This is a genomic window from Chromobacterium indicum (assembly GCF_039708975.1).
Classification (GTDB): domain Bacteria; phylum Pseudomonadota; class Gammaproteobacteria; order Burkholderiales; family Chromobacteriaceae; genus Chromobacterium; species Chromobacterium piscinae.
On sequence record NZ_JAYFSJ010000011.1, the window covers coordinates 142766 to 156188 of the forward strand.

The 13423-nt window shown below is 64.5% G+C and carries 12 protein-coding genes; 4 read left to right on the top strand and 8 right to left on the bottom strand.

What is annotated here, in order from left to right; all coding sequences use genetic code 11:
• Window positions 1–249 precede the first annotated feature (249 nt).
• Window positions 250–2115, top strand: a complete 1866-nt coding sequence (locus VA599_RS16255; RefSeq protein WP_346789508.1) for a S9 family peptidase — start codon at window positions 250–252, stop codon at window positions 2113–2115.
• 49 nt (window positions 2116–2164) lie between these two features.
• Here VA599_RS16255 and VA599_RS16260 read toward each other — a convergent pair whose 3' ends face one another.
• The 4 genes from VA599_RS16260 to lgt all read right to left on the bottom strand — a co-directional run bounded on the left by VA599_RS16260 (window position 2165) and on the right by lgt (window position 5503).
• On the bottom strand, window positions 2165–2866 hold the full coding sequence (locus tag VA599_RS16260) for an amino acid ABC transporter permease (RefSeq protein WP_346789509.1): 702 nt from the start codon (window positions 2864–2866) through the stop codon (window positions 2165–2167).
• A complete protein-coding gene (locus VA599_RS16265) occupies window positions 2848–3588 on the bottom strand; it encodes an amino acid ABC transporter permease (RefSeq protein WP_221667679.1) in 741 nt (246 codons plus the stop codon). Before VA599_RS16265 ends, VA599_RS16260 begins: the two co-directional genes overlap by 19 nt.
• Window positions 3589–3664: 76 nt before the next feature.
• Window positions 3665–4468, bottom strand: a complete 804-nt coding sequence (locus VA599_RS16270; RefSeq protein WP_346789511.1) for an ABC transporter substrate-binding protein — start codon at window positions 4466–4468, stop codon at window positions 3665–3667.
• Window positions 4469–4651: 183 nt separating this feature from the next.
• Window positions 4652–5503 (bottom strand): prolipoprotein diacylglyceryl transferase, encoded by an 852-nt coding sequence (gene lgt, locus VA599_RS16275; RefSeq protein ID WP_104946364.1) that lies wholly within the window; start codon window positions 5501–5503, stop codon window positions 4652–4654.
• Between the two features lie 197 nt (window positions 5504–5700).
• On the opposite strand from lgt, the gene ilvD reads away from it, so the two are divergent.
• Complete coding sequence (ilvD, locus tag VA599_RS16280) at window positions 5701–7557, top strand: dihydroxy-acid dehydratase (protein ID WP_346789512.1); 1857 nt, start codon at window positions 5701–5703, stop codon at window positions 7555–7557.
• A gap of 161 nt (window positions 7558–7718) precedes the next feature.
• Here the strand turns inward: ilvD and VA599_RS16285 are convergent, their stop codons facing one another.
• The 3 genes from VA599_RS16285 to VA599_RS16295 all read right to left on the bottom strand — a co-directional run bounded on the left by VA599_RS16285 (window position 7719) and on the right by VA599_RS16295 (window position 9661).
• Window positions 7719–8039, bottom strand: a complete 321-nt coding sequence (locus VA599_RS16285) for an SMR family transporter (RefSeq protein ID WP_021476982.1) — start codon at window positions 8037–8039, stop codon at window positions 7719–7721.
• Complete coding sequence (locus VA599_RS16290; protein WP_104946366.1) at window positions 8036–8404, bottom strand: SMR family transporter; 369 nt, start codon at window positions 8402–8404, stop codon at window positions 8036–8038. The genes VA599_RS16285 and VA599_RS16290 overlap by 4 nt, the downstream gene beginning before the upstream one ends.
• A gap of 162 nt (window positions 8405–8566) precedes the next feature.
• Window positions 8567–9661, bottom strand: coding sequence for an AAA family ATPase (locus VA599_RS16295; protein ID WP_021476984.1), 1095 nt, complete (start codon window positions 9659–9661; stop codon window positions 8567–8569).
• An 831-nt stretch (window positions 9662–10492) separates the two neighbouring features.
• Here VA599_RS16295 and VA599_RS16300 point away from each other — a divergent pair.
• Window positions 10493–11566, top strand: coding sequence for a hypothetical protein (locus tag VA599_RS16300; protein WP_346789514.1), 1074 nt, complete (start codon window positions 10493–10495; stop codon window positions 11564–11566).
• Between the two features lie 53 nt (window positions 11567–11619).
• Here VA599_RS16300 and VA599_RS16305 read toward each other — a convergent pair whose 3' ends face one another.
• Entirely contained in the window at window positions 11620–12546 is a 927-nt protein-coding gene (locus VA599_RS16305; RefSeq protein ID WP_346789516.1) for a LysR family transcriptional regulator, read from the bottom strand.
• A gap of 173 nt (window positions 12547–12719) precedes the next feature.
• On the opposite strand from VA599_RS16305, the gene VA599_RS16310 reads away from it, so the two are divergent.
• Window positions 12720–13421, top strand: a complete 702-nt coding sequence (locus tag VA599_RS16310; protein ID WP_346789517.1) for a pirin family protein — start codon at window positions 12720–12722, stop codon at window positions 13419–13421.
• Window positions 13422–13423: the final 2 nt, after the last annotated feature.

The window sequence follows — 13423 nt, forward strand, 5'->3', positions numbered from 1 at the left end:
GCAAGCTTACGCCTTGTGCCGTTGGTTTCGGATTGCCTGATTCATCCTGCTTGATGGCTGTCAAACCGAAGGTTTTTCCTGCTTTCTTGCTGTGGTTTTTGTTATGAAAATTTTAATTAGGTTGAATTCCATTTGCATGTTGATGGCTGGGCGGCCTGGCAGTACCATCATTTTTCCGCGCGAAACCGCGCTTGGCGCCGGGCCGCTGCGATGGCCGGATTCCACGTCCCTATCAAGAAAGAAACCGCGTTGAAAACGAAAACTCTGACTGTGCTGCTGGCGTCGCTGCTGTCTGGTTCCGCGTTGGCGGCGGATATCCCGCTGCGCGACTTTTTCCGCCTTCCGGAACAAAGCAACTTCACGGTGTCGCCGGACGGCAAGAGCGTGGCCTTCCTGTCGCCGTGGGAGTCGCGCCGCAACATCGTGGTGCGCCGCCCAGGCCAGCCGGACAAGCGCGTCACCGCGATCAAGGACCGCGACCTGTCCGGTTATTTCTGGAAGGGCAACGACAGGCTGGTGTACGTCAAGGACAATGCCGGCGACGAGAACTTCCACCTGTACAGCGTGGATCTGAAAAGCGGCAAGACCCGCGATCTGACGCCGTTTCCCGGCGTGCGCGCCGAGATCGTCGATGGCCTGGTCGACAACGACAAGCAGCTGCTGATCAGCCTGAACAAGCGCAATCCGGAAATATTCGACGTTTACCGCATCGACCTGCAAACCGGCAAGCTGACGCTGGAGGCGGAAAACCCGGGCAAGGTGGCCAGCTGGATCACCGACCACAAGGGCAATATCCGCATCGCGATCGAGACCGACGGCGTCAACAACACCGTGCTGTACCGCGACCAGCCCGGCGGCAAATTCCGCAAGCTGATGACCACCAATTTCCGCGAGAACTTCACGCCGCTGTTCTTCACCTTCGACAACCAGCGTTTCTATGCTTCCAGCAGCCTGGGTCGCGACAAGGCTGCCATCGTCGAGTACGATCCCAAGACCGGCAAGGAGGCGAAGGAGATCTACGCGCGCCAGGATGTCGATGTTTCCGGACTCGACTTCTCGCACAAGCGCAAGGTGATCACTTGCGCCGGCTTCGAGACCGACAAGCCGGGCCGCGAGTGCTTCGATCCGCAATCCCGCGAACTATACGCCAAGCTGCAGTCCCATTTCCCGGGCTATCAGGTGGACATCACCTCAGGCAATCGCAACGAGGACCGTTTCGTGGTGGCGGCCTGGAATGACAAGACCCAGGGCAAGCGCTATCTGTACGACAAGAAGAGCGACAAGCTGACGCTGCTGGCCGAAATCACGCCCTGGCTGCCGGAAGACAAGATGGCCAGCATGAAGCCCATCCAGTACCGCAGCCGCGACGGCCTGACCATCAACGGCTACCTGACGCTGCCCAAGGGCAAGGAAGACGCCAAGGACCTGCCGGTGATCGTCAATCCGCACGGCGGGCCGTGGTATCGCGACAGCTGGCGCTTCAATCCGGAAGTGCAGTTCTTCGCCAGCCGCGGCTGGGCGGTGCTGCAGATGAACTTCCGCGGCTCCACCGGCTATGGCCGCCAGTTCTGGGAAGCCTCGTTCAAGGAATGGGGCGGCAAGATGCAGGACGACGTCAGCGACGGCGTCGACTGGCTGGTCAAGCAAGGCGTGGCCGATCCCAAGAAGGTGTGCATCTACGGCGGCAGCTACGGCGGCTACGCCACGCTGTCCGGCATCACCAAGACCCCTGAGCTGTACCGCTGCGCGGTGGATTACGTCGGCGTGTCCAATCTGTTCACCTTCATGAAGACCATTCCGCCGTACTGGAAGCCGTTCCTGGATTCGATGTACGAGATGGTGGGCAATCCGGAGAAGGACAAGGAGCTGCTGCGCGAGCGCTCGCCGGTGTTCCATGTGGACCGCATCCAGTCGCCGCTGCTGGTGTTGCAAGGCGCCAAGGACCCGCGCGTCAACATCAACGAGTCCAACCAGATCGTCGACGCGCTGAAGAAACGCGGCGTGGACGTCGAATACATCGTCAAGGACAACGAGGGCCACGGTTTCCACAACGAGGAAAACCGCTTCGCTGCTTACGGCGCGATGGAACAGTTCTTCAAGAAGCACCTGGACTGAGCGCGGCCCACCGCTCGGCAACCGGCCCGCGCGTCTGCGCGGGCCTTTTTCATGCCCGGGCCGGCCGCCAGCGCCGCGCGCTCCAATGGCCCAGCATCTGCAACAGGCTGCACAGCAACAGGTAGCCGACGGCGATGGCGCTGAAGATTTCCAGCGGATACACCTGTTCGCGGTTGTTGACCTGGGTGGCGACGAAGGTGAATTCGGCGACGCCGACGATATAGGCCAGCGAGCTGTCCTTCAGCAGCGACACCCACTGGTTGACGAAGGAGGGCAGCATGATGCGCAGCGCCTGCGGCAGGATCAGCCAGCGCAGCGTCTGCCAGCGGGAGAAGCCCAGCGCCAGCCCAGCGTGCCATTGGCCGCGGCCCACCGCCGTCAGGCCGGCCAGCACCGCCTGGCCCAGATAGGCGGAGTGGATCAGCGCCAGCGCCAGGATCACGGTCGCGAGGCCGGGGATGTCGACGCCGAACAGCAGCGGCAGCAGGAAATAGCACCAGAAGATCAACATCAGCACCGGGATGGCGCGCAGCACCGCGGTGGCGGCCATCAGGCCGCGCCGCAACGTTGGTCCGCCCATCAACTGGACGATGCCCAGCGCCAGTCCCAGCGCGCTGGCCAGCAATGCCGCGGCCAGGCTCAGCGCCGCGGTCAGCAGCAGGCCGCCGGGCTCGCCGCCGGACAGATTGCCCCACAGCAGGTAGTCGAGATTGTCTTGTATTACCGCCGGAATCATCTCAGCGTCCTCCATTCAGGCTCCGGCCGCTGGGCCAGCAACTGGGTGATCAGCACCAGGACCAGATACAGCGCGGTGGCGGCGGCGAAGGATTGGAAGGCCAGCAGCGTTTCCGTCTCCACCTGGCGCGAGGCGTAGGAGAGCTCCGCCAGGCCGATCGCCATGGTCAGCGAGGTGTTCTTGACGATGGCGGTGTACTGGCCGACCAATGGCCGCTTCACCAGCTGCCAGGCCTGCGGCAGCACCACCAGGCGCAGCACTTGCCAGCCGCTCATGCCCAGCGCCCGCGCCGCCAGCCGCTGGCCCTTGGGCACCGCGTTCAGCCCGGCTTGCAGCTCGCCGCTGATGAAGGCGGCGCTGTACAGCGTCAGCGCGGTGAAGGCTGCCAGGAATTCGAACGACGGCCAGGGCAGGGCCAGATCGAACGGCAAGGCCAGCGCGCGCGGGGTGTTCAGCCAGATTTTCGCCTCGTCCGGCAGCAGGCCGGACACGCCGAAATACCACAGCAGCAGCTGCACCATCAGCGGCGTGTTGCGATGCAGTTCCAGAAACAGCCGCGTCGCCAGCCGCAGCGGCCGCGGGCCGCCGTCCAGCAGCGCGGTGAAGGCGATGCCGAGCAGGCTGGCGGCGGCGATGACCAGCAGCGACAGCCAGCCGGTCAGCAGCGCGCCCTTGCCCAGCCAGAGTAGGTAATGCGGCTCCAGCCAGTTGTGGCCGAGCCAGGCGGGTGGGGTCATGCGTGTGTCTTTCTACAGCGGTGAAACGGCAAAACCGCCGGGGATGCCGGCGGTTGCGAAGCGGGACGGGCCGGAATCAGGCCGCGTCGCCGATCTTGAAATCGCGCGGCAGCGGCGCCTTGGTCTTGGGGCCGAACCAATGGTCGTAGATCTTGGCCGCGTCGCCGCTCTTCTCCAGCTGCTGCAGCGTTTCGTTCACCAGCTTGGTCAGCCGCGCCTCGCCCTTGGGCAGGCCGATGGCCTGGTATTCGCGGGTCAGCGTGAACGGCGCCAGCTCGTACTTGGCCTTGTCCGGCGCGTTGGCCAACAGCGCGGCCAGCTTGGAGCCGTCCTGGGTGATGGCCTGGACGTTGCCGTTGCGCAGCGCGGTGAAGGCCAGCGGGGTGTCGTCATAGGCGACGACGGTGGTCTTCGGGTATTTCTCGCGCAGATACACTTCCTGGGTGGTGCCCTTGTCCACGCCTACGCGCAGGCCGGCCAGCTGTTCCGGCTTCTGCAGCGCGCCCTTGCGGACGATGAACTGCTGGCCGGAGGCGAAGTAAGGCAGGCTGAAGTCCACCTGCTTCTTGCGCTCGTCAGTGACGGTGAAGTTGGCGGCGACGATGTCGGCCTTGCCGGACACCAACAGCGGCACGCGGTTGGCCGGGTTGGTCGGGACCAGTTGCAGCTTCACGCCCAGCTTCTTGGCGATGTGCTGGGCCACGTCCACGTCCAGGCCGGAGATCTGGCGGGTCTTGGCGTCCAGGAAGCCGAACGGCGGGTTGCTGTCGAAGGCGGCGACGCGCAGCACGCCGGCTTTCTTGATGTCGTCCAGGCGGTCGGCCAGGGCGGCGGTGGAGGTCAGGACAACGGCGAGTGCGACGGCGATGGTCTTTTTCATGGCGAGCCTTGTATGGTTGTGTGCCGATGTGAAGCGGATTGCCGCCATCTTACCCGAATCAATTAATATCCAGAAATTATAAAAAATTAGTTATATATTCCGTAATTTGTTTTAAAGCCAGTGTCTTCCGTTTTCAGGACGCAAAAAAGGCCGGGATGTCCCGGCCTTTCGCGTTGGAGCCGCTCAGCCTTGCTTGCGCCGGCTGAAGAAGGCAAACAGCGCGACGCCGATGACGATCATCGGCAGGCTCAGCCACTGGCCCATGCTGATCACGTCCGATTTGCCGAAAATGCCGGCGTCCGGATTGCGGAAGTACTCGCTGATGAAGCGGGCCAGGCCGTAGCCGATCAGGAACAGCGCCGACACCTTGCCGGTGGCGCGCGGCTTGGCGCTGTAGATCCACAGCGCGCCGAACAGCACGATGCCTTCCAGCGCGAACTCGTACAGCTGCGACGGGTGGCGCAGCAGGCCGCCGTACTGCATCAGCATGTTCATCAGATCGGCCGATTGCTGCGCCTCGGCGATGTCTTCCATGCGCGCCTGCGGGAACAGCATCGCCCACGGCAGGTCCGGGCTGGCCACGCGGCCCCACAGCTCGCCGTTGATGAAGTTGCCGACGCGGCCGGCCGCCAGGCCCAGCGGCACCAGCGGCGCGACGAAGTCGGTCAGCTGCCAGAAGCCGCGGCCCACCTTGCGGCCGTAGATCGCCACCGCGATCAGCACGCCGAGGAAGCCGCCGTGGAAGGACATGCCGCCTTTCCACACCATGAAGATTTCCAGCGGATGGCTGAAATAGTAGCCGGGCTGGTAGAACAGCACCTCGCCCAGGCGGCCGCCGACCACCACGCCGACCGCGCCGTACATCAGCATGTCGTCCAGCTGGGGCACGGTAAGCACGTCGTTGCCGTTTTTCAGGCGGTACTTGCCCATGGTGAGGAACAGGGCGAAGCCCAGCAGGTACATCAGGCCGTACCAATGAACGGCCAGCGGGCCCAGGTGGATGGCCACCGGATCGAACTGAGGATGAATCAGCATTTGTCAGTGATGTGCGTTTGCGGTAAAAGAAATGTGACGAGATTATACGGAAAGCGTTCCCCGCCGTCGCGCCGCTCACCCGCGGCGATTCGGCACCCTGGTTGGTCCACCCGGCACCCGCGGACCAGCCGCCGCCAGCTTACCCTGCTGGCGTGACGGAATAGCGACCGGTTTTGTTTACAGATTAAGGATGCATCATGCCTCAATACCGCTCCCGCACTTCCACCGCCGGCCGCAATATGGCGGGTGCCCGCGCGCTGTGGCGCGCCACCGGAATGACCGACGCCGACTTCGGCAAACCCATCATCGCCATCGCCAACTCCTTCACCCAGTTCGTGCCCGGCCACGTGCACCTGCAGAACATGGGCCAGTTGGTGGCGCGCGAGATTGAAAAAGCCGGCGGCGTGGCCAAGGAATTCAACACCATCGCCATCGACGACGGCATCGCCATGGGCCACGGCGGCATGCTGTACAGCCTGCCTTCCCGCGATCTGATCGCCGACAGCGTGGAATACATGGTCAACGCCCACTGCGCCGACGCGCTAGTGTGCATCTCCAACTGCGACAAGATCACCCCCGGCATGCTGATGGCGGCGATGCGGCTCAATATCCCGGTGGTGTTCGTCTCCGGCGGGCCGATGGAGGCCGGCAAGGTGCAGTGGGGCAACGAAGTGCGCAAGCTGGACCTGGTGGACGCGATGGTGGAGGCCGCCAACAGCGCGGTGTCCGACGAAGACGTCGACCGCGTCGAGCGCTCCGCCTGTCCCACCTGCGGCTCCTGCTCCGGCATGTTCACCGCCAACTCGATGAACTGTCTGACCGAGGCGCTGGGCCTGTCCCTGCCCGGCAACGGCAGTCTGGTGGCCACCCACGCCGACCGGAAAGAGCTGTTCCTCAAGGCTGGCCGCCTGATCGTGGAACTGGCCAAGCGCCACTACGAGGGCGAGGATTATTCCATCCTGCCGCGCGGCATCGCCACCAAGGAGGCGTTCGAGAACGCGATGAGCCTGGACGTGGCGATGGGCGGCTCCACCAATACCGTGCTGCACCTGCTGGCCGCCGCCAGCGAGGCGGGCGTCGATTTCAAGATGGCCGACATCGACCGCATCAGCCGCGGCGTGCCCTGCCTGTCCAAGGTGGCGCCGGCGACGCAGAAATACCACATGGAGGACGTGCACCGCGCCGGCGGCGTGGTGGCGATCCTGGCGGAGCTGGACCGCGCCGGCCTGATCCATCGCGACGTGCCCACCGTGCACAGCAGAACGCTGGGCGAAGGACTGGAGGCCTGGGATGTGATGCGCCAGGCGGAGGACAGCGAAGCGCGCCGCTTCTACCGCGCGGCTCCGGGAGGCGCGGCCACCACCATCGCCTTCAGCCAGAGCATGCGCTATCCGACGCTGGACGACGACCGCGCCGACGGCTGCATCCGCGACAAGGCACACGCCTATTCGCAGGACGGCGGCCTGGCGGTGCTGTACGGCAATATCGCCGAGCGCGGCTGCATCGTGAAGACCGCCGGCGTCGACGACTCCATCCTCAAGTTCACCGGCCGCGCCCGCATTTTCGAGAGCCAGGACGCGGCGGTGGAGGGCATTCTGGCCGACCAGATCGTCGCCGGCGACATCGTCATCATCCGCTACGAGGGGCCGAAGGGCGGGCCGGGCATGCAGGAGATGCTGTACCCGACCTCCTATCTGAAGTCCAAGGGTCTGGGCAAGGCCTGCGCCTTGCTGACCGACGGCCGCTTCTCCGGCGGCACGTCCGGCCTGTCCATCGGCCACGCTTCGCCGGAAGCGGCCGAAGGCGGCGCGATCGGCCTGGCGGAAGAGGGCGACACGGTGGAGATCGACATCCCCAATCGCCGGATTCATCTGGCGGTGCCGGACGAGGAGCTGGCGCGCCGCCGCGCGGCGATGGAGGCTAAAGGCCGCGATGCCTGGAAGCCGCTGGGCCGCAACCGAGTTGTCAGCCCGGCCTTGCGCGCCTACGCGGCGATGACCACTAGCGCCGACACCGGCGCGGTGCGCGACGTGTCTCAGGTCGAACGTCAATAATCCGCGGTAGGGTGCCGTTGGGAGTAGGGTGCGTCACCCCAAAGGGGCGACGCACCTAATAGGAAGGGGAGGCCAAGCGCCTCCCCTTCATGTTTCCAGGCGGGCCTGAAAATTTCGCCGCAGTCCCGTTCGGGACGGTGGAATTTTCGGGCCTGGCTGTTTTAGACGGTGGACAAGGTCACCACCGCCGCCGCGACGATGCCGATGCCGGCCCAACCGATGGGCTTGAGTTTTTGCTTGTACAGCAGGCGGCCGCCGATGGCGGTGCCGAGAATGCCGATGGAGCCCCACAAGGCGTAGGCGATCGCCAGGTCCATGCCCTTCACCGCTTGGCCCAGCAAGGCAAAGGCCAGCCACACCAGCAGGATGGCACCGATGCCCCAGGCGCGGCGGCGGAAGCCGTCGGATTTTTCCAGCATCAGGTTGGCGCCCACTTCAATCAAGGCCGAGGCCAGCACGAACAAGAGGTATACGGTTTTCATGCCGCGGCCTCCTCATCATGGGTTTCGCCCATCGTCACAAAGACCAGACCCAGCAGCGCGAGGCCCAGGCCCAGCACTTCCTGCGGCACCAGCTTTTCGCCGAACAGCCAGACGCTGACCGCGGTCAGGCCGACCAGGCCCAAACCTTCCCATACCGCGTAGGCGACGCCGACCGAGATCGCGCGCAGGGCGAGGGACAACAAGTAATAAGACAGGGCCAGCGCCAACGACATCCAGAGATAACCCAGATAGCCGCCGCTGCGGGCGGCTATCGCCATGAACGAGGTGCCGACGATTTCACAGACGATGGCCGCCATCAGGATCAGCCAAGCAACCATTAAAGGGGAGAAGAATTTTTTATACATAGTGTTCAATAAAATAAACAAGACAGGGGTAGGACCTTGACGTTATGGCCGGAGTTCCCCGCATATCGCGTTACTGGATTGGCATATGGGCGAAAATCGGCGAATTTAGCCAAAAAGAGCATGCAAAAAAGCCGCCTTGCGGCGGCTTGGGGAGGGGGAGGATCAGTCGTCCAGCAGCTGGGTTTCGCCGTCCTGCTGGGTGAGCTGAAAGGTTTTCAGCGGACGATGGCGGCGGATGCGTTCCGCCAACTCCGGCGAGTGGCTGGTCACCCACAGCTGGCTGTGGCGGCTGGCTTCGGCGATCAGCCGCGCCAGCGCCGGCAGCAGCGCCGGATGCAGGCTGTTTTCCGGCTCGTTCAGCGCCATGAAGGCGGGCGGCCGCGGGCTGAGCAGCGCCACGGCCAGGCACAGAAAGCGCAAGGTGCCGTCGGACAATTCGGCGGCCTCCAGCGGCCTCAGCAGGCCGTCGCGCTGCATCAGCATCTGGAAGCGCCCCTGCTGCGCGTCCACCAGAAAGCGGCAGTCGGGGAAGGCATCCGCCAGCATGCTGTCCAGCAGCTCGCGGTCGCCGATCTCGACGATGGTCTGGAACGCGGCGGCCAGATTGGCGCCGTCGTGCGCCAGCACCGGCGAGCGTATGCCGACCTGGGGCGCGCGCAGCGGCGAGCCGGGCCAGACGGCGAATTCGTGGTAGAAGCGCCAGTTCCGCAGGGTTTCGCGCAGTTGCGACAGTTCCGGGTAGCGGTGGGGCTCGGCCAACTGGCCGAAGATGGATTCCTCGGCGCGCAGGCTGGCGGGATAGCTGTTGCGCTCGCCCTCCACGCCGCATAGAAAGGCGGCCTGGTTGCGGCGCTCCAGCAGCAGGGTGGAAGGCCGCCGGCCGTGCCCGGCCAGCCACAGGCTTTCCTCCTTCACCAGCGGGTCCAGCGAGAACAGGCTGAGACTGGGTTCCGGATAACCCAGCTGCAGTTCATAGTCGTAGTCGTCCAGGCGGGCGGACAGGATCATCCTCTTCGGCGCGCGCGCCTTGTCGCCGCGTCGGGCGCCGCCGGCCCACATCGCCTTCTGCGCGCCCCCTTCCTGGGCCAGCGCGGCGGACAGCCGGCCCTCCGCCGCCGCGTGCAGCAGCTGGATGGCCTTGTACAGATTCGATTTGCCGCAACCATTGGGGCCGACGACGACATTGAGCGAGTCCAGTTCAAGCGTCAGCTTGCGTATCGAGCGAAACCCGGCGAGATGGAGGCTGTGTATCGGCATGTGGAAAGGTTTGGGCGAAGGGAAGGGTTGAGACCGCGCGGCAAGGATGGCGGTTCCCGGGCCGCTGGATGGCGACGCCAGTCTGGGAGGGGGGGGGGGGGGGGGGGGAAAGTTATTGGGTATTGATTATTGTCATAATGCCGCAGCGCGATCCTGTTAGCATACGCCTGCGCTGTCTGACAGTTGGGAACTCGTCAAGCCGCGCGCGGTCCGTTCTGGTATTCCTCCCCATGCCTTTCACCCAGCTTGCTCGGTTCACTTCGTGAAAAACCGAACAATACTGTCCGTTGAAGATTCGTTTTGTTTCGAAAATGAAATATCTGTTAAATGCATATGGAATTGATATATTTTCAATTGTACACCAATGGCATTTTGATGGACTGCTGAGCATTGATGGAAAAGAAGCATCGCCGCTTGGATGACAGGCTGCGGGAGCGCGGTGATCCAGGTGGTTTCATTGTGACGGAATGTCCGTATCGCAATGATTTTTAATATTTTCGGGGGTGTTTGTGTGACGAGCAGGCAAAAAAAATGCGCGGTGCCTTACGGCCCGCGCCAAGTCTACAAAGGAGAAATAGAGGAGAAACTATCAAGAAGCAATTGCTGCATCTCAACGAGAACGGATTATCCGGATTGCGGTACCGAGTGTCAACATGTGCGTTTTCGAAAATGTCGAGAAATGTAAGTTTTTGTCGCGCCTTGATACATTGCCTGCTGGAATGCCTGATTTTCCATTGCTTCAGCCCGTTGGCATGTCGCGTTTCCCTCCGCGCAAGAACGTGGCGGCTGTGCCACAATAGGCGTTTTCGATAGTTGCAGGATGTCAGCACCATGGACGCCGTCCGCCATATTCTTCCCGATCCGCGCCAGTACCACCCGCAGGTTTCCCTGACCAACCGCCTGATCCATCACGCCCAGTCGGTGCTGGACGCGCCGAGCGCGGACGACCGCGAGATGTGGCGCCAAGGGCTGGCGGGCGCGATGGACGAAATGCTGCAGCGCCGCGAGCTGCTGTCCATCTCCGTCGCGCTGGCGATGGTGCCGTCGCAGGCCTGCTACCAGGTGGTATGGGATGCGCTGCGCCAGACCGTGGAGGGCGGGAGCGCCAATGTCGCGCTGTTCGCGCTGCCGCTGGTGCTGGTGGCGGGCAGCCGCGAGCAGGCGACGCTGCCGGCTGAAATCGCCGATATCGACGGCCTGAACGATCTGTTGCGCCGGCACGGCGTGTTCGCCGACGGCGACGCCGCGCTGGGCGGCGCGCTGCTGCACCCGGACAGCCTGACCGGGCTCGACGCCGTCAAGCTGTACGAGATGTCGCGCCAGGGTGCGGATGCGCGCGCCAGCTTGCCGAATCAGCCGGCGCCGATCACGGTGAAAGAGGAGGGCGTGTTCCTGCGCTATCTGCTGGGAGCGGCGATTCTGCGCGACGGCGCGGAGCCGCCGGTGAAGCTGGGCGGCTCGGTCGGCGCCTGGGGCATGCCGGTGATGAAGTTTCTCGGCGAGCAACTGAAAACCGACGGCGTGACGCTGTTCCCGATCGCCCGTCCGCCGCTGCCGGCGATGCAGGCGCTGGTGGCCGGCAATTTCGCCCGTTTCGAAGTGGCGCTGCAGGTGTTTGCCAGCAGCCAGATCCGCCGCCTGCGGGAGCTGGACAAGGAGCCGGTGGCCATCCTGTCCGCCCACGACAACGGCGAGCTGCATTTCACCTTGTCGGCCAAGGGCGACGATCGCAATTGGGAAGGCTTCGTCTGGCCGCTGGCGTCGCTGGACAACGTCAAGCTGATCGAAGAGAACTTCCGCGAACTGATGCGCGAATGCCATGTGCGCGATGTGCATGTGCTGCCGGAGCTGCAGCCGGAAAGCCGCGACGGCGTCCCGCTGTTCTTCACCGCCGACGATCTGTAAGGCGGCAGCCTCGCAATATCAGCCCCGCCTGGCGCGGGGCTTTGTTTTGCCTGTCAGCCGGCGGCGTCCTCCCTCCGCACCCAGGGCGCGCCGGCTAGCTTTCCCGCCAGATAGTCGATCAGCGCCTGCACGCGCGCCGGCCGTCCGCGTCCCGGCGGCGTCAGGATGTACAGCGCGATGGGGTCGACCTCCCAGCCCGGCATCGCCGCCTCCAGCCGCCCCGCTTGCAAGTCTTCCCAGGCCAGAAATTCCGGCTGCAAGGCCAGTCCCAGCCCCGCCCGCAGCGCCGGCGCCAGCGCTTCCGCGTTGTTGACGCTCAGCGCCGTCGGCATGTCCAGCGCGAACTCTCCTTCTTGCGGATGGCGGAAGCGCCAATGGCGGTTTGGCGCGTTGCTGTAGCGCAAGGCGCGGTGCCCGGTCAGTTGGCTCGGATGGACCGGCCGGCCGTGGCGTTCGAAATACGAGGGCGCGCCCACCAGCAGGATGCGCACCGCGCACAGGCGTCTGGCCAGCAGGCTGGAATCGGCCGGCGAGGCGATGCGCAAGGCCAGGTCCATCCGGTTCGCCACCAGGTCCACCTGTTCGTCGCTGAAATGAAAATCCAACTCCACCTCGGGGTGGCGGGCCATGAATTCCGGCAGCAGGGGCGACAGGTGGGAGATGCCGAAGGACATCGGCGCGGCGACGCGCACCGTTCCGCGCAGGCTGCCGGACTGCTCGGCGACATCGGCCTCCACCGCCTCGCCTTCGGCCAGGATGCGCGCAGCCCGCTCCAGCGCGGCGTCGCCGGCCGCCGTCAGCGACAGCCGGCGGGAGGTGCGGTGCAGCAGCGTGGCCTTGATCCGCGCCTCCAGCCGCGTCACCGCCTTGGACACGGTGGCCTGCGACAACGCGAGCTCCTCGGCCGCGCGGGCGAAGGAGCCGCACTCGGCCACTTTGGCGAAGATGGCCCAGGCTTCCAGATCGGGGAGTCGTTTCATGTTCTATGCCGGAAAGAATTGGGATGGATGCCGAAGTCTATCAGTCAACTGCCAGGATGGCGCATTGATCATGATGAAAATAGAAATGATGCTATTCAATCTATTCCATTTTAATCCTGATATCGGCTGTTTATAGTGGCTACATCATTCTTCCGCCATCGCAGGAGCACGCCATGATCGAACACCGTCCCCACGCCAGCCTGGGCGCCGCCCGCCACGGCTGGCTCGACGCCAAGCACCATTTCTCCTTCGCCGACTACCGCGACCCGGCGCGCATGCACTGGGGCGCGCTGCGGGTGTGGAACGACGACACCATCGCCGCCGGCGGCGGTTTCGCCCCGCATCCGCACGCCGATATGGAAATCATCACCTATGTCCGCGAAGGCGCGATCAGCCACGAGGACAATCTGGGCAACCGCGGCCGCACCGAGGCCGGCGACGTGCAGGTGATGAGCGCCGGCAGCGGCATCGTCCATTCCGAATACAACCTGGAGCCGATCGCCACCCGCATCTTCCAGATTTGGATCTACCCGGACAGCCGCGGCGGCGAGCCGTCCTGGGGCAGCAAGCCTTTTCCCAAGGCCGACCGCTCCGGCGCCTTCGTCGCGCTGGCCAGCGGTATGGCCGGCGATGACGGCGCCTTGCCGATACGGGCCGACGCCCGGGTGCTGGGGGCCACGCTGAAGGCTGGCGAAAGCGCTGATTATCGGCTGGGCGCGGGCCGCAGCGGCTATCTGGTGCTGTCGGCCGGCTCGGCCCGGGTGAACGGCGTGGCGCTGCGGGCAGGCGACGGCGCGGCCATCCGCGACGAGGACGTGGTCCGAGTGGAGGCCGGCGAAGACGCCGAACTGATCCTGGTGGACACCCGGGAATGACA

What these genes read in the sequence shown, in the direction of transcription:
- VA599_RS16260 (WP_346789509.1), bottom strand. Translation starts at nt 2,866, where the DNA reads ATGGAGGACGCTGAGATGATTCCGGCGGTAATACAAGACAATCTCGAC.
- VA599_RS16265 (WP_221667679.1), bottom strand. Translation starts at nt 3,588, where the DNA reads ATGACCCCACCCGCCTGGCTCGGCCACAACTGGCTGGAGCCGCATTAC.
- VA599_RS16270 (WP_346789511.1), bottom strand. Translation starts at nt 4,468, where the DNA reads ATGAAAAAGACCATCGCCGTCGCACTCGCCGTTGTCCTGACCTCCACC.
- lgt (WP_104946364.1), bottom strand. Translation starts at nt 5,503, where the DNA reads ATGCTGATTCATCCTCAGTTCGATCCGGTGGCCATCCACCTGGGCCCG.
- ilvD (WP_346789512.1), top strand. Translation starts at nt 5,701, where the DNA reads ATGCCTCAATACCGCTCCCGCACTTCCACCGCCGGCCGCAATATGGCG.
- VA599_RS16285 (WP_021476982.1), bottom strand. Translation starts at nt 8,039, where the DNA reads ATGAAAACCGTATACCTCTTGTTCGTGCTGGCCTCGGCCTTGATTGAA.
- VA599_RS16290 (WP_104946366.1), bottom strand. Translation starts at nt 8,404, where the DNA reads ATGTATAAAAAATTCTTCTCCCCTTTAATGGTTGCTTGGCTGATCCTG.
- VA599_RS16295 (WP_021476984.1), bottom strand. Translation starts at nt 9,661, where the DNA reads ATGCCGATACACAGCCTCCATCTCGCCGGGTTTCGCTCGATACGCAAG.
- VA599_RS16300 (WP_346789514.1), top strand. Translation starts at nt 10,493, where the DNA reads ATGGACGCCGTCCGCCATATTCTTCCCGATCCGCGCCAGTACCACCCG.
- VA599_RS16305 (WP_346789516.1), bottom strand. Translation starts at nt 12,546, where the DNA reads ATGAAACGACTCCCCGATCTGGAAGCCTGGGCCATCTTCGCCAAAGTG.
- VA599_RS16310 (WP_346789517.1), top strand. Translation starts at nt 12,720, where the DNA reads ATGATCGAACACCGTCCCCACGCCAGCCTGGGCGCCGCCCGCCACGGC.